The organism is Butyrivibrio sp. (assembly GCF_017940685.1).
Lineage (GTDB): Bacteria > Bacillota > Clostridia > Lachnospirales > Lachnospiraceae > Butyrivibrio.
On sequence record NZ_JAGAYD010000158.1, the window covers coordinates 15,952 to 40,340 of the forward strand.

The window sequence follows — 24,389 nt, forward strand, 5'->3', positions numbered from 1 at the left end:
GGTGGAACAAAAAATGATTACATCAGATGAGATCAAAAGAAGACTGTGGAATGGAGCAAATCAGCTTAGAGGCTCAATGGATGCCAGCCGTTATAAAGATTATATGCTTGGTCTTATGTTTTATAAGTTTTTGAGTGATAAAACATTGCAAGCCTTTAAATCGGTTTCAAAATCATCTGCTATAGGCATGGAATTAGTCAAGTACTATGCTGATAATGTAAAGGCTGTTCAAAAAGATAATGCAGGGATAGCAGATAATAAGGTGTTGAATCTTGTAAAAGACTATTTGGGATACTATGTACAGCCGGATCAGTTATACCAATCTTGGATAAATGACATCAATAATGGTGAATTTGAATTAGAAAAAATATCTGATTCATTAAATAGCTTTGAAAGAAATGTTGACGCACAAAAGGATAATGATGATTTTAAGGGATTGTTTTCAAATCTTGATCTCACTGATACAGCTTTAGGAAGCACATTAAAACAGAGAAGCGATAATATAAAAGAACTAATCCTTCTATTTGCAGATCTAGATATGGTTGAACTTCAAGAAAATGACATTCTGGGAGACGCATATGAGTACTTGATTGGCATGTTTGCTATGGAATCAGGTAAGAAGGCTGGTGAATTCTATACACCACATTATGTGTCAGAAGTAATTGCACAGATTGCAGCAAAGTGTGCCAAGATTTCTTCGATTTATGACCCAGCTGTTGGATCTGGCTCGTTGTTATTGACTGTTAAAGGACATCTTTCCGAAGAAGATAAAAAGAATCTCCATTATTACGGACAAGAGAAGAATACAGCTACATATAACCTGACACGTATGAATCTTCTGCTCCATGGTATTCGACCTAATAAAATTGATATTAAAAATGGAGATACATTGGCGGAAGATTGGCCAGAAGATCCTAATAGACCGGGAGAAGGGATACTCTTTGATGCGGTAGTTATGAATCCTCCGTATTCGCTAAAAAACTGGAACAGTTCAAAGATAAAGGGATCAGATCCAAGATTTGAATTTGTTGACGGTATTCTTCCTCCTGATAACAAAGGAGATTATGCATTCCTCTTACATGGATTGTACCATTTGAATAGAGATGGAGGCATAATGGGTATTGTTCTTCCGCATGGAGTTCTCTTTAGAGGAGCTGCCGAAGGCGATATAAGAAAAACACTTATAGATAAAGACTGTATTGATGCAGTAATTGGACTACCGGCAGGCATGTTCACAAATACAGGTATTCCAGTAATAGTAATGATATTGCGCAAAGATCGTAAATTCGATGAGCCTGTACTTATAATTGATGCGTCCAATGGGTACTCAAAGCAGGGAAAGCAAAACGTTCTTAGAGAACGTGATATTGCAAGGATAGTAGACACATACCTAGAAAGAAAAGAAGAAAAGGGCTTTTCACATGTTGCAACGAAAAAAGAGATTATTGAGAATGACTATAATCTAAATATTCCGAGGTATGTTGATAGTACTGTAGATACGATTGCAGAAGATGTGGATGGACATTTGTTCGGAGGGATTCCAGAGAGTAACATTGCAAATTTAACTGTTTTGAATTCTAGCGTCCCAGAAATAATAAAGAATACATTTTCAACTTTAAGACCTGGATATTTGAAAATGGAATGTGCACCAGCTGATTTTGAGAAACAAGTCATCAATTCTGAAACGGTCACACTTAAATCCGATAAGCTTAAGAAGGAAATTGATGAATATATTGAGAAGTATTGGAATGAAATAAAAGAGATTTCTCAAAGTGACGGTAGTGAAGCGATAGCAAAAATCAAGGATGATATGCTGAACGAAATTAAAGCTATTTTGAGTGCCTATTCATTTGTAGATATATATGAAGGGTATCAAGTAGTGGCAGATATATGGAAAGATTCGCTTAGTCATGATGCTGGAATTATTGGAGAAAAGGGGTTTTATGAAGCAGGAAGGACTCGGGTTCCCAATATGGTAACTAAAGGGTCTGGAGATAAAAAACATGAAGAACAAGATGGATTCATAGGTGCGATTGTTCCAAATGAGCTAATTGAGAGAATTCTGTTTAAGGAAGAATTAGAGGAAATCAATCGAATTGAGACCAAAATAGCCGAGGTTGATTCTGAGATTGCAGAAATAACAGATTTTGCTGGAGATGAATCTAACGAAGATTACTCATGTTTTGCAGAATGCTTTAAGGATTCTGGGGATGAACTAGACAGAAAGAAAGTGAAGGATGCGATAAAGTCGGCGGATAAGGGAAGCCAAGAAAGAAAACTTCTTGAAACATGTGAAAAACTATTTGCGGAAAAGGCCGAGAAATCTAAGATTCAAAAGCAAAAAGAAAAGGAATTAAAGGAAGCGGTTCAAGAACGAATACTTCTTCTTACAAATGAAGAGATTGATACTATTATGCATGAGAAGTGGTTTGGAGATGTAGAAGAAGAGATGACAAGGCTTATAGTCTTACCGCTGGCTAATGAAATAGAAATTGTAAAAGACCTTTACGACCGATACTCTGATACTTTAGACGATATAGAAAATCAAATTAGTGCTCTTACGCAGCAAATTGAAGATTTTCAGAAAGAGTTGGTGATTGTAAATGAATAGAAAAAACACACCAAAATTAAGATTTAAAGAGTTTGAAAAAGCTGACCCTTGGGAACAGCGTAAGTTAGGAGATTTGATAAATGAGACTCGTGATAAGACAACAGTTGAAGATGAGGATACATTACTTTCTTGTGCAATAGATGGAATGTTTCTTAATTCCGAGTTGTTCAGTCACTTTAGAGGTTCATCAAATATTGGATATTTGAAGGTCAAAAAAAATGATTTGATTTTATCAGCCCAAAATTTACATCTTGGAAATTGCAACGTGAATTTACGCTTTGAACATGGCATAATATCGCCAGCTTACAAGGTCTATGAGCTCATTGAATGTGATCCATTGTTCATACAGGCTTGGGTAAAACAAGATAAAACAAAAGATTTCTTCTTAAAAGCTTCAACTGAAGGTGCAAGCGTTTGTAGAAAAAATATCGTTTGGGAAGAATTATATAAGCAGGAGCTACCGGTTCCTAAAATAGATGAACAAATAAAAATAGGAGCATTTTTCGAGAATATTGACAACCTTATCACCCTTCATCAGCGTAAGTATGAAAAACTAAAAAAGGTAAAAAATGCATATCTTGATGAGATGTTTCCAAAAAATGGAGAAAGATTTCCAAAGCGAAGATTTCCGGGATTTACTGACCCTTGGGAACAGCGTAAGTTATCAGAATTAGTTGACTATAGTAATGGAACAGGGCATGAAGATTATGTTTTACCTGAAGGTAAGTATGAACTGATAACATTAAAATCCATCAATTCAGAGGGAGAATTAGTTTCATCAGGGAAATATGTCGATGAGGAATTTGAAACATTAAAGCAAAATACCTTGATTATGATGTTGAGCGAGCAAGCAAAGGGGATGCTTGGTATGACTACTGTTATTCCTTGCAATAATCGTTATGTTTTGAATCAGCGAGTCGCTGCCTTGACATTGCATGATAAAGTGAGTTCTAAGTTTTTAACAAAAGCTATAAACAATAAACAGTCATATTTTGAACAGATGGGTGCTGGAACTAAGGTACAAAATATATCAAGGGGTCATGTTGAGAATTGCTTGATAGAAATTCCAAAATATGATGAACAAAAGCAAATTGGTGATTTTTTTGATAATCTCGACAACCTTATCACCCTTCATCAGCGTGAGCTTGACAAACTTAAAAAACTTAAAGCAGCCTACCTTGATGCGATGTTTGTAGGAGGAAAATAAATGAGCAATGCACCTAAAAATGCGACTGAAAAAGCATTTCAGGAAAACTTGGTAAATGAGTTACAGAAATATAGCTGGTCAGCTCCTGATGAATTAAATGGAAATCTACATAAGGTTACGGTGGAAACTCTAATAGAGAATTGGCGTAGTGAACTGAACAGAATTAATAAAAATGTTCTGGAAGGTGTCCCACTTACAGATAATGAGTTTTCACAAGTGCTCTCACGTGTAAACCAAATTAACAACAGCTATGAAGCTGCAAAGATATTGGCTGCTGAAAATGGGAAAGGTAAAATTGATGGTATCTGGCGCGATGATAACCCGGAAGTAACAAAAAAACAAATTACACTTACAATTTATAGAAAAGCACAGGTGCTTGGCGGGGATTCTTCGTATCAAATTGCCAGAGAGGTCACTACAAAAAACAATAACCGTTTTGATATTGTTCTTCTTATTTGTGGTCTTCCGGTTATTAATATTGAACAGAAGAGAACTGATAAAACTATAGATGAAGCATTTGGGCAGTTCAAAAGATATTATCAGGATGGTGAATATACGAATAATTTCATGGCATTTTCGCAAATGATGGTGATATGTACTGAAATTGATACAGAGTATTTTGCTACGCCCAAATCATTATCCGATTTTAATAGAGCATTTTGTTTTCACTGGACGGATAAAGATAATAATAGAATTACAGATTGGAGACAAATAGCATCAACATTTTTAAAAATACCAATGGCACATCAGATGGTAGGCGATTATCTAGTTATAAATGAGTCCGAAAAAGAAGATGAAAAATGCCATATGGTAATGCGCCCATATCAAGTATATGCTCTTCAGGCAGTGGAATTGGCAGCCACAGGCCAAGACGGGAAATGTGGAGGCTTTCCTCATGGCGGTTTTATTTGGCATACAACCGGATCAGGAAAGACTATAACGAGTTTTAAAACAGCGTTATTTTTATCAAAAAGAGCAGGTTTTGATAAGGTTGTATTCCTCGTTGATAGAAGAGAACTAGATACCAATACTTCGACAAGATTTAAAGCTTATTCCGCATATGAGTCTGTGAAAGTGGATGATACAAAACATACTTATCAATTAAAAAAACATCTTATGGCAGGTCATAATGGAATAGTAGTTACAACAACTTTTAAGCTGAATGCATTAGTAAAAGATCTTCTTGAAACGTCTGATCATGCACTTAATGAGAAAAAGTTTGTTTTCATCATAGATGAAGCCCATAGAACAACGATGGGAGACATGATGGTGACAATTCAAAAATTCTTTAAGAAGAATGGTCTTTTCTTTGGTTTTACCGGAACGCCTTTATTTGATGAAAATAAAGCTAAGGGAAAGGTAAATGAAAAGAGTGAATTGATCAATACTACTGAAAAGCTATTCGGGCCCAAACTTCATCAATATACTATCGATGAAGCAATAAGAGATAGAAACGTTTTGGGATTCCATGTAGATTACATAAATACTGGTGAGTTTAAAAGTTACGAAGATTTACGAGATAAGCTTGTTGAAGCAATTATAGAGGAAAAGCCAGATGAAGACTTAAGAGATGTAGAGCACAAGGTACAGGCTTTGTCAGAACTTGATGTTGAAAAAGAGAGTAGTAAGAGGAATGTGTTTGTTTATCAAGATGAGACGCATATCCCTAGAGTTGTTTCAGAAATCTTGAATTCCTGGGAAAAACAATCGCAGCATCGTTTCTTTAACGCAATACTTACTACTGGTAAGATAAGTAGGGCGATTGCTTACGCAGAAGAATTTCAGAAACAGCAAAAGCATGTGGATGATCCGATTCATGTGGCTGTGACTGTGAGTTTTGGAAATGAAAATGATACTGATAATGAAGCAAGAAAGTTTGCAGAGAGAATTTTTGAGTATTATTATGCATTCACAGGGATTAAATTTGCTCCAGGAGATTCTAAACATGGGGAATCTCAATATTTTGAAGATTTAGTTTTAAGGACAGCAAGAGGAGGAAGTGGACGAAACGAAAAAAATATTGATTTAGTAATTGTAGCAGACCAGATGCTAACGGGATATGATTCTAAATATCTTAATACATTATATGTTGATAGAAAACTAGAATTGCAAGGACTTGTACAAGCGTACTCTAGAACGAATAGAATATATGGTGAAGCCAAAGAATTTGGAACAATTATTAATTTTATATATCCCCGTATGACTAAAGAAGCGGTCGATGAAGCCTTAAAACTATATGGAAGCGGAGGAGAGAGTTCTCCGGCTATTGTTGATACATATGATGTTGCGGTAGGAAAACTAAATGCATTACTAAGCGATATGTGTAATGAACTGCAAGATCCGGCAGATTGGATAAATATAAAAGATGATGAGGATGCAAAGAAAAGATTTGTAATTTCATATAAGAGGGCAGCAATACAACTAAATGTTGTTTCTCAGTATTATGAGTATAAATGGAATGATAAAACTTTTGGAATTGATGAGCATACGTGGATGAAGTATACTGGCGCATATAAAAACTTGACGCATGAGACACCAGTTGATCCGCCACCTGTTGTAATTCGACCACTTCCAGGTAAAACAAAACTTGTGGGAACACAAGTGATTAATGCCGCTTACATTATAAATTTGATTGGAGAAAAAACTACAGTTAGTGGAAACGCAAGAATTGTTGATGATGAATCCTTACGTCTAATCCTAGAGCAGATTCAGGAATTATCGAACTTAGGAGAGGCAGAACATGCGAAACTTCTTGAGGAATTTGTAGAAGACATAAAAAATGGAAAAGTTGAAGCGTCAAAACCTATAGATGAGTCATACGAATTATGGAAGAATAATGTATTGAAACATGAAATAGATGATTTTGCTTCTGAATGGGGAGCGGATGCTAATCTGCTATATAATTCCCTTATGTCATATTCAAATCTTGAACCTGATGTAGTTCCGAGGATAGATGAGATTATTGATACGGTTGAAATAACAAAAGCGAAAAGAGATGTTGTATCACCTCTTCTACATAATATTGATCTGACAGAAGAATTACCAAAATGGATGGCAGAAATGAGAAGAAAATATAAGACCTAACTGATGTTATGTGAGTTTTTTGAAAAAGCTTGTAGGTGTAATGACCTACAAGCTTTTTATATATCCATCATCGGCGCAGAGATATATTGCTTATTGGTTTAAATTAGATAATGACCTCATAATGATGTCAATATCGGCGCTCTCCAGCTCATGAATAATGTGGAGATATGTTTTTTGTGTTGTGGTCATATTTGAATGGCCGAGCCTACGGGCCACACTAGCAATCGAAACACCGGCAAAAAGGAGTAGCGATGCATGAGTGTGGCGAAGACCATGCACTGAAATTACAGGTATTTCAGCATGCTTACAGTGTCGCGCAAGAAGATCGTTAACAGTAGAGTTGTATATTTTACCACAAACAAATATAGGTTCATCTTCTGGCAAAGATTTTATTAAAGAGGCAAACTGCATAACTGTTTGCCAATCTAGAGGAATCTTTCGAACAGAAGATTTGTTTTTGGTAGGAAGGAATCCACCGGAGCCTTTGTAATCCCATGTTTTAGATACTGATAGTTGTTGTCTTACCAAATCAAAATCTGCTGGGGTCAGTGCTATCGCTTCTGAGAAACGCATTCCTGTTTTGGCAATTAAGTATATTAGCCAGTCCATGTTTAACTCGGAAGATAATTCGAGATCATCAATTAGCTTGTGGAGTTCATATTGATTGAGATATTTTGGCTTTTTTTCGCGAGGGCTTCTTCCTTTAATTATTGCTTTACGGGTAGGATCTCTTTGGATTAGACCTTCATCCACGGCATCAAGGATCGCACATTTTAAATGGTGATGAAAGTCCATTGTTGTTTGTCTTTCATGCTCGGCAGCATAATCGTTCAGAATTTTTTGATATGAAGTTCTATCTAGATCACAAAGACAAAGTGTGGGTGCAAGCTTTAAAAGCCATTGATATGCCATGTTGTATTTGTTCATGGTTATAGGTCTTATGGCGCCTTCTTTATAAACGGAAATCCATTGTTTATAGTACTCGCTGAACAACATGGTATTGTTGTTGGTTGTCGTTGTATACATATGTAAGTCCTCCTTTTCTGCTGATAATACATACGCCGATGAAGGGTGATAAGGTTGTCGATACTTACAAGAAATGCTCCCAATTTCTTCTGTTCATCAAAACATGGTAACATTAAATCAAAATCAGACAGTGCTTCCTTAGTAATTGTTTTAATTGTTCCGCCTGGTGCTTTTCGTGCTTCATCAATAAACTTTTCCTTAATGATATACGCCCAAAATGTTTTATCGATGTCTTGATTATATCTATCAAAAATAAGAACTGTTCTATCAACAAATGCCCCATATTGCGTGATTGCAACACGTCCAATGCTTCCTTGAAGTGTAACTAATACTGAACCTTTATCAGCAAAAACACTCATTGGTTGAGCAAGCTTACTAATCTTTTGCTTGGTATCATCTACCAACTTCATATCATCTGCAACGTCGGCTACTTGTACAAACGGCATAGCCTCTTCTCCGTCATACCATTCCTTATTTCCATATGGCTGAGGAAAAGAACCTCGTCTGAATCCTGCGCACTCTGATAACTTACGCTGTTCCCAAGAAGGGTTTATAGGTGTGACTATCGCTGATGAAGGGTGATAAGGTTGTCGAGGTTTGAAAAATACTCCCCGATTTTAATCTGCTCATCTATGGATTTCGGAATAATCATATCCGTATCTTGAAGAGCTGACTTTGAAATTGAAGTAACTTTTATTCCCTGCATCAACGGTTTTAGCTGATTGTGATATGCAGGAGAATTGATATAGTATCCCAAGAACATCGGACCATATTTTTCCTTTGGACGACAAGCTATCGTATGAAGTCCAGACAGGAGCTTCATTCCTTCGGAGCCCCGTATTTCTGTACATTTGCCAACAGTATCATCCTCTGCTGTATCTGCGATTATAATGTCCCCATCTTGCAAAAATGAGTTCTTAAACTTATCAGCTTTTGCATCATCGGATATGTACGGCAGCTCAGTTTGGGAGGCATCAATATAGTCTCCAAACTTTATCAGAACATCACCGTAATGCACATTCTTTATTGTTCCGCTCTCATAGTTCAATTCTGCTCTCGATAAGGTATTATTCTGCAATCCATCAAAGACTGAAACAAACTTACGCTGTTCCCAAGAAGGAGTAGAATTATTTGTTTTTTGAAGTGCAAAAGCAATAGGGGTGTAGTTGTGCTTACACTGATGAAGGGTGATAAGGTTGTCCAACTGACGTAAATAATATGAAATTTTTTGTTGTTCCTGAATAGAAGGAAGATTTATTTTAATTCCCATAAACTCATCAAAACTGATATTTAATAAACCATCCATTCTTGCTCCAGATGAAATAAGCTTTGCAAGTTCTCGATCAGGAATCTTCGTAGAAAAATAGTATTCTATAAAACTAGCATCAGCATCTATCATTCTAAAACTATGATAAACCCTTGGTACAAGCGCTTCTTCGTATGATTCAAGTGAAAATACAGTGCCATATTTGGCAAGCTTTGAATTTCCATGATTATATGAAAGCTCACCTTTATGAAGTAATGTATAGTTCTTTTGTTCTTTACCAGCTATATTTCCAGAAAATCTATCTTCTTGGCTCATCCAACCATTTGCTGCAGAAATAGTAAGTGTTGGCAAATCCATTCTGCCATCATTTCCCTGAACTCTTTCTGATACCTCGCCAAGCTTACGCTGTTCCCAAGAGAGATTAGTAGCATGTCTTTTTGAAAATGAGGCGAAATACATTCACCGATGAAGGGTGATAAGGGATTCAAGCTTTGTAAGAAATGTTCCAATTAGCTTTTGCTCTACTATATCTTGTGGCATTGATATAGGCATCTCGTTAAAGATTTTATCTGTGATAGCAAATCTATCAGAACGGGCACCAGAGTTCCCATTAAACCTCATAAATGAATGCCAACACGTTGTCTGAAAGTACCATTCCAAGTAGCTTAAATCGATATCATAAGGTCTAAATACATAGTAAAGCGGAGACATTGCTCCTGTTCTTTCCAGCTTGTTTCTTTTAATAGGTCCAAATGGAGCTGTTGCGGAAATACGAGGGTTATACACAAAATCATCTGGCTCCACAACATAATATCCATCTATATTTTCGGCATTAGCAATATCTTTTTCAAAAAAGTCTCTCTGAGAGATAATTCCAAACTCTGCAGAATTTGTGAATACCTCATCAACTACAGCATCTTGATTTTTCTTAGTTACCTTATTAGATATTTCACCTAGCTTACGCTGTTCCCAAGAACAACTTATTTTAAAGTATATTTTTGATACTATTTTTAGAGCATATTGGCGTTTTCTGCGTGCCTGCGTAAGTGTTGACGTCAAAATGACGCCATGAAAGATTAAGGGTGACGCCGAAATGACGTCGCTCTTTCTTTTTGCCTATTTTTCTGTACGCTGGGGTCATAGGGCACTCCCTGTTCCGGATGCCATAGGCAGACGGTCTGCGTAAAGTTAGCCTGCAACTTTAGGCGTATCCTGTTATTCTTTTTTTCTTGTTTTTCATAATTTCTGTCCGGGGTCGTACATGCCCTATTTTTCAGGGGTTCAAGGTGGTACGGCACCGTATTTTCCCAAAATTCATTTTTACAGTTTTATAAGGCCTGTTTTTAAAGGCTGTACGGACGCGTACAACCCAGTATTTGTGCGGCTTTGAGCCTGTTACGGGTGCGTATTTTATGCCGTCTTAAAGCAGGGAGATTATACGGGTGCGTAGTACGGGAGCGTACAGATTTTTATAATGATTGTTTCGGATTTGCTTTCAGTATGTCCCACATATAGGTAGAAAGCACGAAAGGAGGTTTTTGGATGGATTACGCAGTGCTTAAAAAAATAGCAGAGTACTCAGATGTTTATGAAGTGGCGGCTCTTGGGATTAGCTCTGTAGAAGAAATGAAAGCAGCCTTAAAAAAGAAAGGGGCTACTGGTGGAACCTTTCAGAGAAGAACGGAGTACCTGACAGGGCAGCCTGCATATATCTCAATAAACGGAGATGAGCTGTCATATGACTACCAGACTTTGGCAGAGGATCTTCAAACATTGACAGAAAAACTTATTCCAAAGGGCTATGGGCAGGATTCTGAACAGGAACTGGAAGAAGAGATTGAGATGCTAAAAAGGCAGATTGCTGATCTGACATCTGAGCTGCAGGAGTACTCACAAAAGATTACGCAGCAGGAAGATTATATTAGCAAGCTTAAGGCAGAGCTTTCAAAGAGGGCTGGGGGATCCTTAAAGACAGAACTGGAAAGAAAAGTACTTGTGGCAAGCAGCATATCTGTGGGTCCAAAGGTGCATCCATCAGACGAGTGTTTCCTTGTGGATCCTGACGAGTTATTGGATGTAGATGCTTGTGTTGCAAGGTATGGCGGAGAGCTCGATTCTTTCTATGAAGAGATACCGACAGATACCGAAGATGCAGGATTTGAGCCGGGGCATGAGCTGACAGAGAAAAATCATGCACTTCGAACAATGAAGACTGTGGGAACAAAAAGGTTCTTTTCAAAGAGAGTCAGGGATAATGCTGAGGTCAAGAAGGTGGAATCAAGAGTAGGGCAGTTATTCCCGGCGCATGGGGATGGTAAGAGTGAGCGTCAGAAAGAGAGGGATAAGATTCTCCGCAACAGATTTATTTCCTTAAATAACATTATCAAGTCAGACAGGCTTACCAATCAGGAAAAGCTCATGATGTATGCCATGAACTCTGAGTATCATAACACGCATATTGAGAGGCTTTTGACATATGCCGGGGCTCATTGTATCAATGCAGATTTCCTTATTTATATATTGGAAGATCCGGATACCTGCTCAACATATGAAAATACAGTGGCATTCTTAAGCCAGTTCGCAGATGCAAGCGAGTATAGGATGAAGCTCAATCTGGCTCGTGAACTTATCGAGGGAAAGTGGTATATCACAGCAGACTATAACGGACGAAAGACAAAGTTTCAGCTTGTACCCATTGATGAGATCAATGAACTTCGTAAAGCAGTAGGTCTTCCAATAAGTAAGTATTCTTATAAGGAAGAAGAGGAAGATGATCCTTTCCCTGACGATGTAGAAGAGGAAGTACCTAAGAAGCCGGATTTTGTTGAAGATATTGCTCCCGGTTCTTATGGCGATATTGATATTCCCGATGATGGATTTGAGATGCCGCCAATGGACAATGAGGAATTACCTTTTTAAGGGAGGGATATGATGAGGCTTTTTATGAGTTTGACGGAAGAGGAAGTAAAACAGTTTGATAAAGCATGTGACAAAGCAGGCATGACAAGATCCCAGTATCTTAAGTGCCTGCTTAATGGCAGGCGTGATATCAGACCACCAGTATTACAGTACAGAGAAATGATACATGCACTTGAAAGCATAGAAAGAGATCTAAAGGTTATTGCAATGAAAGATGATCTTTCTGATACAGACAGGCTTCTTATCATGCAAAAACTTTCGGATTTAAAAGAGATGTTTTCAGGGAGATTTCATAAGGAGGTTTCGGATGGAAATAGAGGATAAAGAATATACGATGGATGATGTCGTTGAGCTTGTAAATGCTCAGGAGAAAGACTTCATTATTAATATCAAGCTGGAGGTGGATGATGGCGACAGTGAAGGAAGTGTATAAGAACCAGCTTGATATGGCATCAGTAAGGCTGGTTAAAGATAAACCTCTTATGAGTAAAACACCGATTCGTTCCCCGGAGGATGCGGTTAAAGCATTGGGAGAGTATCTGTGTCAGATGGATAGAGAGGTTATCTGCGTAATTAACCTTAGAACGGACGGGATTCCTATTAACTGTAGTGTTTGTAGCATGGGTGCAATAGATCAGGCAATAGCTCATCCAAGGGAGATTATGAAAACAGCGATTCTCTCAAACGCGGTAAATATTGTAATGATGCATAACCATCCAAGTTCTAATCTTAATCCAAGTAAGGAAGATACAATGCTCACAGACAGGATGGTCACAGTTTGTGAGATCTTAGGGATTCCACTTGTGGATCATATTATTGTTGGAGGCGATAACAGTGAATATTTCAGCTTTAGAGAGAAGGGAATCCTTCCCATGAAAGCGATAAAACTTGAAAGTGATTATAACAAACTGGATATGAACACACCGAGTGTTGCAGAAGAGCATGTGACCATGAGGCCAAGACGGCATAGGTGATATTTTCCCTGGCAGAGATGTCAGGGATTTTTTTATTTATGTTTCGGATTAGGGCTATGCATGTCCCACTAACCTTATGAGAACAATCAAAGGCGCTTAAGAAGGGAGGTATTTAATGTACAAGTTTGAAAAGAAGATCAAAGCGGCAGAAGAAAATGGTATCAGGTTCTCAGAAGGGCAAAAGACATACATAAGATGTGCTCGCATCAACGGGATAGATTTGCTTGACCATCTTTATGACAGGTATTCAAGAGATTACTTAAGTCACCCACATGATGAGAAGAGCAGCGAGTATCTTGCGGTTATAAGCGTGATCCTATCTGTCTCTGAGTACTTTGATGAAAACCTATGCGAGCTTGTTGACCAAATGATTGAGCAAAACAAGGTTTATCCGGTAAGGAAGTGATCATATGGCAGAAAGACAAACCCGTGAAGAGAAGATGAGTGCTATCCAAAAGAAGTTAGAGGATGGTGTCAGGGCAATCTTTACTTCTGAAAAGTATCAGGAATATATCTCGGCAATGTCAAAGTTTCCGAGGTATTCCATCAACAACTGCATACTTATTGCAAGTCAGCTACCGGAGGCAAGTCTCGTTTGCGGTTTCAGAAAATGGCAGACCGAATTTAACAGGACAGTCAATAAAGGGGAGCACGGGATTATGATCTTGGCTCCCATCAAAGGTAAGACTGAGGTTGTAGAAGAGGTCTTCGATGAGAATAACAAGGCTGTTGTCGATGAGAACGGGAACCAAAAGACAGAGAAGGTAACAAGAGAGTATCAGACCTTCAGGCCGGTGTATGTTTTCGACGTTTCACAGACAAGCGGAGATCCGCTGCCTACTCTTGCATCGGAACTAAATGAAACAGTTGATTCTTTTGAGGAAATGAAAAGTGTTCTTATAAGTATCAGCCCGGTTCCGGTGTCATTTGAAACAATAAACGGCGGTGCCAACGGATATTATTCTCCGACTGCAGGAAAGATTGTAATTGATGAACGTCTGCCTCAGCTACAGATGCTAAAGACGATGGTTCATGAGATCGCTCATGCAACCCTTGGACACGGCAGTAAAGAGGATAAGTGGGACAGGCAGACCAAAGAGGTTCAGGCGGAATCGGTAGCGTATTGGGTAACGCAGATGATAGGACTCGATACATCTGACTATTCTTTTGGGTATATATCCGGTTGGAGTAAGGATAAGGAAGTTTCTGAGCTTAAGGAAAGCCTGGATGTAATCAAACAGACATCGGATAAGCTCTCTTCTTCTATAGAAGAAAAGATAAGGGAACTTAAGAAAGAAAGGGAATCTCTTCCTATGGTATCAGAGGAAAAAGAGCCGTATATACCGACACCACACAAAAAAAGATAAAAATATTTGTTTTGCATTTCGGATTAGGAAGATACATGTCCCACAAATAGGATGAAAGGAAAAAATCCAGCACACAAAGATAAGGAGGTAGCGATATGGATTATTCTTTTGGAAATGCTCATGTGGAGGTAGAAAAGAACTTCACAAAAAACGAGCAGGTAAAGGCGACTGTAAAGGCAGTTGCAGAAAAAATCAAGGAGAAGGAGGAAAAGGACAATGCTTGATTTCGAGTCATTTCAGCAGTATGTGAAAGACAACATCAAAGACTTTCTGCCTTCCGAGTTTGCGGATGCAGAGGTAAACTTGCAGACCGTAAACAAGAATAACGGAAAGCAGCTCCACGGCATCACGATTCGCACAGGCGAAAACCCTGTATGCCCTAATATCTACCTGGATCAGTTCTATGAGAACTATAAGGAACAGGGCATGGATATTGATGTAGTCATGGAAAGGGTAGCGCAGCTTGAGCTTGAGCACATGAACCCTTCCGAAGACTTTAGCAGCATTGCTGAGAAGTTTAAGGATGTAGAGTTTATTAAGTCTCATGTTGTAGTTGCAATCGTAAATGCAGAGAAGAATGCCGAGATGCTTCAAAACACACCTCATAAGCTGACAGAGGATCTGGCCATCATTTATAAGGTATATCTTGGTGGCGGCTCAGATGGTATTGGAACTATTACCATCAAGGATGAACATATGAAGCAGTGGGATATTTCGCTGGATGAACTCCATGCATGTGCAATGGAGAACAGTAAAACTATCATGCCTGTAAAGGTTCAGGACATGGGAAGTGTACTTGCCGAGATGATGGGTGGTATGCCGGAAGACATGATGCCTATGGTTGCGGAAGATAAGATGATGTATGTCATCAGCAATGAACAGAAGGTAAACGGTGCTGCAAGTATTATCTACTCAGATGCACTTGAAAAGCTTTCTGAAAAGCTTGGTACAGACCTGTACATTTTACCTTCATCGATCCATGAGACAATCGCCATTTCTGCAAACTTCGGTACACCAGAGGAACTCGCACAGATGGTAAGAGAAGTAAACGCGACTCAGGTTTCTCAGGAAGAGCAGCTTTCTGATCACGTTTATAAGTACGATGCTAAGACAAAGACCCTGTCTTTAGCAGACGTAGAGGGTTTAAGCCAGGATATCTCAAAGGTTTCTGAAGACAAGCAGACCTATGATGCAGTAAACACAGAGGTTTCGAGACCTCGCCACCACAGATAAGGAGTAAAGGTATGGAGATTACAGATATCAGAATGAACCTGCTTGATAATGCAGGCGGTGTAAAAGCCATCGGAAGCTTTTCGCTTGATAATGCATTTGCTGTCCGTGGTATGAGAGTCATGGAGGATAAGAAGGGCAGAAATTTTGTTGCCTTTCCCTCCAGAGAACGTGCAAACGGTGAGTATGAAGACATTGCTTTCCCTCTTAGCAAAGAGTTCTATCATGAGATCACCGATGCCATTATGAAAGAGTTTCATCGTAAGCAGGAGGAAGTTGCCCAGGAGGCTCAGGACAAAAGCCACAATCAGGATGAGTCCAAAGGTCAGGAGCAGACTCAGGCGGAAGATGCAGCTAAGCCCCATAAGGGACGTGGACGATAAGGAGGATCCTTGTTATGCAGATTTCCGAAGTGAGGCTTAAAAAGAGGGATGGTGATGATAAGTTCCTTGCCAGTGGTTCCATCACCTTTGAAGGAATGTTTGTTGTATCCGGTATCAAGGTTATGAGAGCAAAAAGCGGAGACCTTTTTGTGGCATATCCTTCATGGAAGAACTCAGATGGGGAGTACAAGGATGTATGTTTTCCTATGACAAAGGCTCTTCGAGAGGATATCAACATGCAGGTGCTTTCCAAGTACGAGGAGCTTTAAGATGTAAGCGGGGCTGCCATAATAGGCGGCCCTTTTTTTTGGAGGTATTTATGGCAAAAGGTATTGTTGCAAAAATCTGGAATATAAAGGATGGATCAAAGGGAAGAGGAGCCGGAGCACAGATTTCAGATTCCATTGACTACATAACAAATAGCGAAAAATGTGATGAAACTTTGGGAGGAAGCCAGGCTCAGATAGGAAGGGAGCTTACCTATGTCACAAATGATGTAAAGACATTGGAGGGGCTTTATGTCGGATGCCGCAATATCTCAGACATTAAGAATGCTACAAATGAAATGATGCAGGTAAAGGAGTTTCATGGAAAGCTTGGAGGCAGGGTAGCACTCCACGGCATTATATCTCTTGATGCAGCAGAGTCGGATAAGAAGAATGCTGGGAAACTTATGATGCTTCTAAATGACCTTTTAGAGGAGATATTTCCAAATAATCAGGCGGTATATGCAGTGCATACCAATACAGAAAACCTTCATATCCATTTCATATTAAATACCGTAGGGCTTGGTGGTAAGAAGATTCATATGGATAAGTCTTTTATGAGTAAGGTGTTTGATCCGGCTCTTAACAGGCTTGCTGAGAAGTATGGTTTTACGCCAAATGAAGCTTGGGTAAAGGAAAAGCAGGAGGATAAGGTTTCTTTCGGAGAGAGAGTAGTTAAGCTAAGGCAGGCCGTTGATGAGGCAGTAGAGCGGTCTGAGGATTTCGAGGAGTTTTTAAAAGACTTAAAAAAACAGGGAATCGTGGTTAATTGTGGAAAATATCTAAGTCTTAAGGCAGAGGGAATGACAAGAGGTATTAGAAGCTATCGGCTTGGTTCTTTGTATACAGTTGAGGCAATCAGAGACAGGATCCTTAATAAGCGAGAGGAATTGATACGAAGCGAAGTCGGAGAGCATGTAGGAAGAAAGAAGGACCCTGCAACAGTCTTTGTAAAGACATCTCCGCTAAAGAAGTTTAAGGATATGTCAGAGGATGAAAAAAAGGAATGCATTAGGGCTTTAAAACTTGGCAGGAATCCTTGGAGAGAAAGGCAGGAGTCAAACTGGCAGCTTCAAAGGCTTTCTGATGAGTTTAGGCGCACGGCGGGTGTATATGAGCTTATAAGGGTATATGCGCCAAATACCGGTAATGCTCAGGATGCCTTGGATAATATTGTAGCCAGGCAGAAGGAAATAGCAGCAGAAAAGAAGGCTGTCAGGGAAAACCTAAAGACCTATCAGCCAATCATAAGGCTCTACAAGGAGATAAAAAAGTATGCAAGAAAAGCGTACCTATATGAGTTTGCTGCCTGTGATGAGTATTTATCTTCCTACATGGAATATAAAAAGCTCTGTGAAAGATTAGAGAACGGATATGGAAAGAGCGTTCTTGAAGTATCTGCCTATATTGAAGATCAGGAGAATCAGATACTTTATGCCACGGCACAGTCAAAGGAGCTTTCTGATGAATATAAAACTATTTTGAGGTTCAAGGAAAATGAGCTCAAACAGGGCATTTCAGAATATACATCCCTTTATGATGCAATCGGCTTTTCAAAGGCAAGGACGAGAGCCATGCAGATGGGTGTTTTTGAGAGCTGTATAAAGTTCATTGCAGCGGATGGAGCTGACGGGGCATACATAAGAGTTGTTATTACACCGGATATTATTGACGGGAAACGTACTGAAAAGGCTATTGTTACTGTCTTTGATAGATCAGGGAAACAGTTATCTGAGATTTCTTCAAAAGACATGTCTATAAAAGACTTTAACCGTAGCATCTCAGAACTAAAAGCAGAGTACGGATTATATAAATGCCATTCATTTGATAAGAGGGAGGATGCAGAGAGCTTTGTAGAAAAGCAGCAGGAAGAAAAAGCGAAAAAAGTAAGACGCCAGGTTTCGGATTAGACCAAGGTGTGTCCCACATAAAGGGTAGAAAGGAGGATTTTATGAGCGAGCTTAGGTATGAACCTAAATCGAAGGCTCCGCTCAAACTTGAATCTGATTTCTACCCTGTTTTTTCGCTCTTTTCTGATAGGGAATTAAATGCGAAGTTTATGCAGCTAAAGGCAAATATCTGTGATCTTAACCCTGCGCTTGTAACAAAGTGCATTACGGGAACAGAGCAGGATTTCATAATGCTCATGGACAGAGCAAAGGACTTTATTAGGGAGCGCCTCAGGGGGATTTCCGAGGAAGAGGAAAGGAAGCTCTTAGAAATGTTCCGGCAGTGTGTGTTTGGGTATTATGTCCTAACTCCGCTTGTAGAAGCAAAGGAAGTATCTGATATCAAGGTACTTGATTATGACCATATCGTAGTAAAGGCAAATGGAAGAAGATATGTGGCAAAGTGCCAGTTCTTTGACCAGACAGATTATAAGGATTGGTTTTCAAGGATCCTTCGTATTCACAGACTTGGAAAGAGTGAGGAATATGCTCTTTCACACTGCACGGACAGAAAAGGGGTAAAGGATTTCTATCTTCGTATTGATGTACAGCTATCCTGCATCACTTCCACAGAGAAGAACAATATTCATATCCGAAAGATGCCAAAGACAAAGCTTTCCTGGGAGTACCTGATTGAGAACGGAATGCTTGATGAAGAAATGATTACGTATTTGAAGGACAGAATATGTGCAGGCTACGGATTCTTGATATCAGGCAGAGGCGGATCCGGTAAATCCACACTCCTTAACAACATGATTGATTGCATCCCATTTGGGGAGTCAGTGCTTGTATCGCAGGAGTCGGATGAGCTGTATTCCAATGTACATCCTCAGATTCAGTTTGAGCATACGATGACGGTTCGAAAAAAAGACACAGTAACAGATTTTTCATTGGAGGACGAGCTTCGGCTTGGTCTATTACAGGACATTGATAATTTCATCATCGGAGAGATCAAAGGCGGTGAGGCATTATATGTATTCACCACAGCCATGAGCACAGGCGCAAGATTTTTTGGAACGATTCATGCCAATGATGCAGCGAGCAGTGTGATAAGGCTGGCTCAGTGTGCAAGGTATATTTCGGATTATCCTATGGAGACTCTTTGTGAGATGCTTACCTGCACGCCATTCGTGCTTATCCATATGAGCCACTTTTCGATAGATGAAATCCTTGAAGTAAGCGGCTTTGATGAAAAGACAAAGAGACTACAGTTTAACGAGATCTTCAGGAAGGAGGACGCATGACTTACTTTTCACTTGCACTTGCAACCATTCCCGTTCTCGTATTCCTGGCAGCCCAGGATTTGAAGGAACGGATGATTTACAGCTTCCCGGTGCTTTTTTTATCAGGGGCATGGGCGGCTCATTCAGTAATTCTCTATAAGGATAATCCTATATTTGTGATAACGGCATGGAGTGCGACTATTGCGCTATTTATGGCCTACAAAATCAGTGGCATGTGGGGAGATGGAGACAGTGACATGTGGCTCCTTTTTACGGGCGTCATTTTAAGCACCTTTGAACTTAAGAACATGCTGCAGTTTGGCTTTGTTGTCTGCATATTACTTGTGGGTGTTCAGGGGATTGCTCTTATAGCGGGGCTTATAGAGTCAGCCATCAAAAAGAGAAAGCTTGACAGGCACTCTGATATAGCGGTTGCTCCAGGGTTCGCAATGGTTCTTATTATGGTCATTCTTTATGGAATCAGTAGGGAGGTGAGCATTTTATGAATGATGAGATAGAAATCATAAAAAAGCAGCTTCCTGATATGGCTGGGATTCTAAATGCAATCCCTGGCGAAAGATTTGAGATTAAAGGAGCCCAGACACTTCTTATTGTTCAGAGGCGTATGGAAGATACGGAGCTTCAAAGGGAGCTGTCCGTGTATACGCACCTTTTTTCAAAGGAGAGCTCGCCGGGAGTAACAGAACTTTCAAACGCAGCAGTTTCTTTTGTAAAGATCAAGACTCTTTGTGAAGCAGGAAAGACTGATTTTGATCAGGTATCAATAAGAGAGCTTATAAAGGAATTTCATGCTCAGAAGACCAAGGTTGTAAACATCATCCATTTGTCAAAAGTAAATGCGCTTACAGCAGAGGATTACCAGAAAGAGGTAATCCAAAAGACGCTTGATAAGTCAGAGAAGTATCTGAAAGCTTTTGAGGATGAGATAAAAAGGGCAGAAAAGAAGATTGAAAAAGAGCCTGAGAGCCTGATAAAGGCAAAAGAAGAGGTTATTCCTTCTGAGGAAGAAGAGGTAAAACCTCTTAAGCCAAAGAGAAATGTTTTTTCAGAAATAGTCGAGAAACTTGCAGGCTTCTTTGAGAGCATCCGGCATAAAAGGGAAGTCAAATCCTTGTTAAAAGAGGAAGAGAGTAAACTGGCAGACTCAAGATGTGAAGAGATCCCTTTTTATGATGGAGCTCTTAAGTATACAGAGAGCCATGTATGTAAGGATATCCCGGAGTTTTCAATATTTCTTCGTAAGGGGAATGTTTATTTCGGGTATACAAGAAATGCTACAGCAGGGGTGTATGACAACAGGGATCAGAGCCTTTTAGAACTTATGAATGTAAGCAAGGACTTTATCCAGTTTCTAACAACAGACCTTCTTTCCGGGGAATATATCCTAAAGCCATTTGAAGACAGTGAGAAAAAGGCGATGCAGCTCTACTTCAACTATATCTGCGTTTGCTTTGAAAAGCATATAGGTAAGAATCTTTCTGTACAGGAGTATCTGCATTTCAAAGATTACTATAACCGGCTGGTGCTTATGATGTTTGACCTTGAAGAGAAGGAAAGAAGCGATTACTACAGAGCTCTTGCAGTTGCTGACAGCTATGTCGGTTACATGAAAGGCTATGACCTTACTGTATCAGATGATAAGGAAGACATTATAAGAAACATAATAGCAGGGAAAAGCCTTAACTATGTCGGAGATCTGGAGCTGATTCTTGAAAATCATGTTGTATGTGATGAGGCAAGAGAGAAGCTTTTGGAGCTTTCAGAAAGCATTCGATACTTTCATGGCATGGTTGAGACAGTTGAAGTAGAGACTTCTATTCCAGAGAATCCCGTTGATTTTAAGGGAGCAAAGATAGTGGTTGAAGTCTTGGATGAAGCTGGAAGACTTTCAGATGAAGCCTTGTTTTCATCGGACAATCTTGAAATTGCAGTCACTGATTACCTCGGAAAAGATGTGCCACTTAAGAGAATTGGCATCGAAAAGGAAGGGGTAAGAACCTATTTCTTTACAGGTAAGACAGGAGCCATGTCAATTTCAGCTATTACAAACGATGTCAGGAATGCCTGGATAGAGGAAGAAAGAACTTATTTTGAAGCGATAGAACAGAAACTAAATCAAACAATGATAAGAATTGGAGGATATGCGATATGAAGATAGATTCCGGAATTATAAAAATGCTTATTGTAGTGTTTGCAGTCACGATTATAGCAGCACTGATCTTAAGGCATGTGATGGAAAAGAAGGGACTTTATGAACCTTCTCAAAAGGTAGAAACATCAGTAGAAGAAACTTCCGAGGAAACGGTGGATGATGAGGAAACCAAGGAAGCTGATAATGAAAGCAAGGTAGTAAGTGCGGGTAACGGCTATGAGAAGATTTCAGCAGATAAGGCAGTCAGCGAAAACACTTGTGTACAGGTTGAGAAAATCTTAACGGAGGTTACAGACGATGGGAAAGGGAACCAGGAGCTTAAATATACCAGCTACTATATGTCAGATGTAAATCTCACGGCTCTTTCCGATTCAACGGCAGATTATACGCAGTGCATTACAGAAGACGGGTTTGATGATTCTAAGATAGAAAAGGTTAGTTTTGCAGATGCCTTTGGTTTTAGCTATCAAGGATGTACTGATATGGCAGAGTTTTTTGAACTTGCAAGGAAATCATCGGGCTTTGACTATGACATGACAGATGCTTCCTATGACGAAGAAAAGTATGAGCTCATGAAAGAGGAAAGTTATGAATTTAATGGAGATTGCAGTATTCTCTATTCCATGCTTGGTGATATGGATTATGACAGATTGATTCAGTCCACATGCTATTACAGTCTTTCTGAGCTGGAGGATGGCACCAAGTACCCTACGATGTTCACTGCTATTGTGCAGTACGTAAAAGGGAATATTACTTATACAAAGACCGCTTATCTTGGATTCTCATACTACAAGGAAGGTGAGACTGGAGGATGTGGCTGCGGATCTGATTCCGGTTGTGGCTCTTGTGAAGAAGAAAACTGCGAAGGGACAGATGGATGTTGTGGTGATACTGATAGCGCTTGTCCTTCATGTGGAGGTGTAGGTGGCTGTACAGAGGATTGCACAGGAAATTGCTGTAAGTAAGGGAGGAGCTTATGAAGATTATAAGAAAAGCATTGGCAGGGCTTAGCATACTGCTGACGTTTGTTCTTTTCCCTGCCATGCCTGTATTTGCAGGAAGCTGTCATAACACTGATTGTGGATGCAGGGATTATGGTATCAATAGCTGCTATGTCGGCATGACCTGTTGGTATAACGATGGCGATGGATGTTCCGGTCATAGTTGGTATCTTTATGAATCAACATCGGCTACGTGTACGTCAGGGGGAAGAGTTGTTTATAAATGCTCTATCTGCCCGGGAGAGAGAATCTTTACAACGCCTCCACTCGGACATGATTGGGGGCCTTGGACCTGCGTAAATTCAAGGCAGCACATGAGAACGTGCAGAAGATGTGGTCTTACCCAGTATGAAAATCATTCTATGTCGAGCTGGCATTCTCACGGTGATGGTAACTATAGCAGGAACTGTCCGATATGCGGTTATTCACAGTCGAAGGGATTGTTCTTGTCAGTATCTACAACCGACTGGACTGCAGGAAATGTAACTGTAAATGTAAGCGGCTATGATGAAGGAGAAGGAAATTCAAGTATCACGCTATACAGGGTAAATTGCATTACCGGAGCAACAACTACCGTGGGTAGTTACGGTCATGGCGGTGCTCATGGATGGACGAATGATAGTTTCACACAGACAGATGAAGGAATTTACTACTTCTATGCTATATCTACGGATACACAAGGGCATTCCATTCAGGCAAGTACAGGCAGAGTTCATCTTGATCACTCGAATCCTGTGATTATAGGTGCTGAGAATACCGAAACGGATTGGACGAACATTGCGCCTGTGATATCAGTAAGGTCAACCGACTATTTGTATGGAACAAGTACAGTAGGATCGGGAGTAAGGAGTCTTACGATTTATGATGATACCGGGCATACAGTCAGAAGTGGTGGAAGTTCTACAGCTTATACACTTGAAGAAAAGTATGAAGGCGAGCATATCTGGAAGATAGAGGCTGTTGATAATGTGGGGCATGTGACAGATGTTTATGTTACGACTAGATATGATATCACGCCTCCGGGGATTGACGGAACAGAGATTACCTTTGTTACAAAAGAAGGGAAAGTTATTTCCGGTTACTGCCAGGATAATATCATTGATCAGCACATAGATGATGAGATTGTAAGAAGTGAACATGGCGCAAACATGAGCAGTGGTATAAAGAGTGTCATCTTGTATAAGGTCACGGGCACGGATGAAGAAGTAATCTATTCCGACACGACTTATCATAGATTTGACTACCCTGACACACATTCATATTTTGATGTGTACTATGACATTAATCTTACGGATGATATGGTGGATTATTATATTCTGATCACAGAGGATTTTGCAGGGAACAGGACAAAGAAAAAGCTGACAAGTCAAAGGACTCTGCTTACACTCTTTCATACCTCAATAGATAGAGGAGCATATTAAGACAAGGCTTCGGGAGAAATCCCGGAGCTTTTATGCTGTAAGACCGTAAATATCAATGAGCTTCCAGAAATAGGAGCCGCTTCTTTTTTCTTCTTCCACACTGACATTATGGCGGTTTCTCATCTGGTATTCATCATGTCCCACAATATGTAGGACGGATTTTGCGGACATTCAAAATAAAAAAGAATGTGGAGGTAACAGACAATGGCAAAATCATTATTTGAGGAACTGGGCGGCAAATACGAAAGGCAAGGGGATTATTTGATACCGTGCTTAACTGTACCCGCC

23 protein-coding genes and 1 pseudogene are annotated in these 24,389 nt (G+C 39.6%); 20 read left to right on the forward strand and 4 right to left on the reverse strand.

The window, feature by feature from the left end; translation table 11 throughout:
• Window positions 1-13: 13 nt before the first annotated feature.
• The 3 genes from J6I68_RS10005 to J6I68_RS10015 are packed head-to-tail and all read left to right on the forward strand — an operon-like array spanning window position 14 to window position 6,902.
• Window positions 14-2,611, forward strand: coding sequence for a type I restriction-modification system subunit M (locus J6I68_RS10005; protein ID WP_158342071.1), 2,598 nt, complete (start codon window positions 14-16; stop codon window positions 2,609-2,611).
• The gene (locus J6I68_RS10010) at window positions 2,604-3,818 is read left to right on the forward strand and encodes a restriction endonuclease subunit S (protein ID WP_292220051.1); all 1,215 of its coding nucleotides are present in this window, start codon (window positions 2,604-2,606) and stop codon (window positions 3,816-3,818) included. Before J6I68_RS10005 ends, J6I68_RS10010 begins: the two co-directional genes overlap by 8 nt.
• Window positions 3,819-6,902 carry a type I restriction endonuclease subunit R gene (locus tag J6I68_RS10015; protein ID WP_028247291.1) on the forward strand — a complete coding sequence of 1,028 codons (3,084 nt, stop codon included), beginning with the start codon at window positions 3,819-3,821 and terminating at the stop codon, window positions 6,900-6,902.
• Window positions 6,903-6,992: 90 nt separating this feature from the next.
• Here J6I68_RS10015 and J6I68_RS10020 read toward each other — a convergent pair whose 3' ends face one another.
• From J6I68_RS10020 to J6I68_RS10035, 4 genes are read right to left on the reverse strand one after another with little or no spacing between them, the layout of a single operon-like run.
• The gene (locus J6I68_RS10020) at window positions 6,993-7,928 is read right to left on the reverse strand and encodes a site-specific integrase (protein WP_028247292.1); all 936 of its coding nucleotides are present in this window, start codon (window positions 7,926-7,928) and stop codon (window positions 6,993-6,995) included.
• Window positions 7,841-8,494, reverse strand: coding sequence for a restriction endonuclease subunit S (locus tag J6I68_RS10025; protein ID WP_330622481.1), 654 nt, complete (start codon window positions 8,492-8,494; stop codon window positions 7,841-7,843). The genes J6I68_RS10020 and J6I68_RS10025 overlap by 88 nt, the downstream gene beginning before the upstream one ends.
• Window positions 8,491-9,654, reverse strand: a complete 1,164-nt coding sequence (locus J6I68_RS10030) for a restriction endonuclease subunit S (RefSeq protein WP_292220052.1) — start codon at window positions 9,652-9,654, stop codon at window positions 8,491-8,493. The genes J6I68_RS10025 and J6I68_RS10030 overlap by 4 nt, the downstream gene beginning before the upstream one ends.
• The gene (locus J6I68_RS10035; protein ID WP_292220053.1) at window positions 9,655-10,254 is read right to left on the reverse strand and encodes a restriction endonuclease subunit S; all 600 of its coding nucleotides are present in this window, start codon (window positions 10,252-10,254) and stop codon (window positions 9,655-9,657) included.
• A gap of 483 nt (window positions 10,255-10,737) precedes the next feature.
• Here J6I68_RS10035 and J6I68_RS10040 point away from each other — a divergent pair, with 483 nt between their 5' ends.
• From J6I68_RS10040 to J6I68_RS10120, 17 genes and pseudogenes are all read left to right on the forward strand, one after another.
• Entirely contained in the window at window positions 10,738-12,114 is a 1,377-nt protein-coding gene (locus J6I68_RS10040; RefSeq protein ID WP_158342062.1) for a hypothetical protein, read from the forward strand.
• 24 nt (window positions 12,115-12,138) lie between these two features.
• Window positions 12,139-12,438, forward strand: coding sequence for a hypothetical protein (locus J6I68_RS10045; protein ID WP_158342060.1), 300 nt, complete (start codon window positions 12,139-12,141; stop codon window positions 12,436-12,438).
• Window positions 12,422-12,547, forward strand: a complete 126-nt coding sequence (locus tag J6I68_RS10050; RefSeq protein WP_267287589.1) for a hypothetical protein — start codon at window positions 12,422-12,424, stop codon at window positions 12,545-12,547. The genes J6I68_RS10045 and J6I68_RS10050 overlap by 17 nt, the downstream gene beginning before the upstream one ends.
• Entirely contained in the window at window positions 12,522-13,088 is a 567-nt protein-coding gene (locus tag J6I68_RS10055; RefSeq protein WP_242869231.1) for a JAB domain-containing protein, read from the forward strand. Before J6I68_RS10050 ends, J6I68_RS10055 begins: the two co-directional genes overlap by 26 nt.
• 115 nt (window positions 13,089-13,203) lie before the next feature.
• Window positions 13,204-13,494 (forward strand): hypothetical protein, encoded by a 291-nt coding sequence (locus tag J6I68_RS10060; RefSeq protein ID WP_028247298.1) that lies wholly within the window; start codon window positions 13,204-13,206, stop codon window positions 13,492-13,494.
• A 4-nt stretch (window positions 13,495-13,498) separates the two neighbouring features.
• Complete coding sequence (locus J6I68_RS10065; protein WP_099391668.1) at window positions 13,499-14,455, forward strand: ArdC-like ssDNA-binding domain-containing protein; 957 nt, start codon at window positions 13,499-13,501, stop codon at window positions 14,453-14,455.
• Window positions 14,456-14,550: 95 nt separating this feature from the next.
• Window positions 14,551-14,679 carry a hypothetical protein gene (locus tag J6I68_RS10070; protein ID WP_267287588.1) on the forward strand — a complete coding sequence of 43 codons (129 nt, stop codon included), beginning with the start codon at window positions 14,551-14,553 and terminating at the stop codon, window positions 14,677-14,679.
• Window positions 14,672-15,688 carry a DUF5688 family protein gene (locus J6I68_RS10075; RefSeq protein WP_099391667.1) on the forward strand — a complete coding sequence of 339 codons (1,017 nt, stop codon included), beginning with the start codon at window positions 14,672-14,674 and terminating at the stop codon, window positions 15,686-15,688. Before J6I68_RS10070 ends, J6I68_RS10075 begins: the two co-directional genes overlap by 8 nt.
• 11 nt (window positions 15,689-15,699) lie before the next feature.
• The gene (locus J6I68_RS10080; protein WP_090152889.1) at window positions 15,700-16,068 is read left to right on the forward strand and encodes a SpoVG family protein; all 369 of its coding nucleotides are present in this window, start codon (window positions 15,700-15,702) and stop codon (window positions 16,066-16,068) included.
• A gap of 14 nt (window positions 16,069-16,082) precedes the next feature.
• On the forward strand, window positions 16,083-16,337 hold the full coding sequence (locus J6I68_RS10085) for a SpoVG family protein (RefSeq protein WP_028247300.1): 255 nt from the start codon (window positions 16,083-16,085) through the stop codon (window positions 16,335-16,337).
• A 50-nt stretch (window positions 16,338-16,387) separates the two neighbouring features.
• Window positions 16,388-18,244 carry a relaxase/mobilization nuclease domain-containing protein gene (locus tag J6I68_RS10090; RefSeq protein WP_099391666.1) on the forward strand — a complete coding sequence of 619 codons (1,857 nt, stop codon included), beginning with the start codon at window positions 16,388-16,390 and terminating at the stop codon, window positions 18,242-18,244.
• A 41-nt stretch (window positions 18,245-18,285) separates the two neighbouring features.
• Window positions 18,286-19,527 (forward strand): ATPase, T2SS/T4P/T4SS family, encoded by a 1,242-nt coding sequence (locus J6I68_RS10095; RefSeq protein WP_292220058.1) that lies wholly within the window; start codon window positions 18,286-18,288, stop codon window positions 19,525-19,527.
• Complete coding sequence (locus J6I68_RS10100; RefSeq protein WP_292220059.1) at window positions 19,524-20,012, forward strand: hypothetical protein; 489 nt, start codon at window positions 19,524-19,526, stop codon at window positions 20,010-20,012. The genes J6I68_RS10095 and J6I68_RS10100 overlap by 4 nt, the downstream gene beginning before the upstream one ends.
• Window positions 20,009-21,679, forward strand: coding sequence for a hypothetical protein (locus J6I68_RS10105; RefSeq protein WP_292220061.1), 1,671 nt, complete (start codon window positions 20,009-20,011; stop codon window positions 21,677-21,679). Before J6I68_RS10100 ends, J6I68_RS10105 begins: the two co-directional genes overlap by 4 nt.
• Window positions 21,676-22,644, forward strand: a complete 969-nt coding sequence (locus J6I68_RS10110; RefSeq protein ID WP_292220062.1) for a hypothetical protein — start codon at window positions 21,676-21,678, stop codon at window positions 22,642-22,644. The genes J6I68_RS10105 and J6I68_RS10110 overlap by 4 nt, the downstream gene beginning before the upstream one ends.
• 482 nt (window positions 22,645-23,126) lie before the next feature.
• A complete protein-coding gene (locus J6I68_RS10115) occupies window positions 23,127-24,101 on the forward strand; it encodes a hypothetical protein (protein ID WP_292220064.1) in 975 nt (324 codons plus the stop codon).
• 204 nt (window positions 24,102-24,305) lie between these two features.
• Window positions 24,306-24,389: pseudogene (locus J6I68_RS10120) on the forward strand (TnpV protein); the annotation flags it as partial.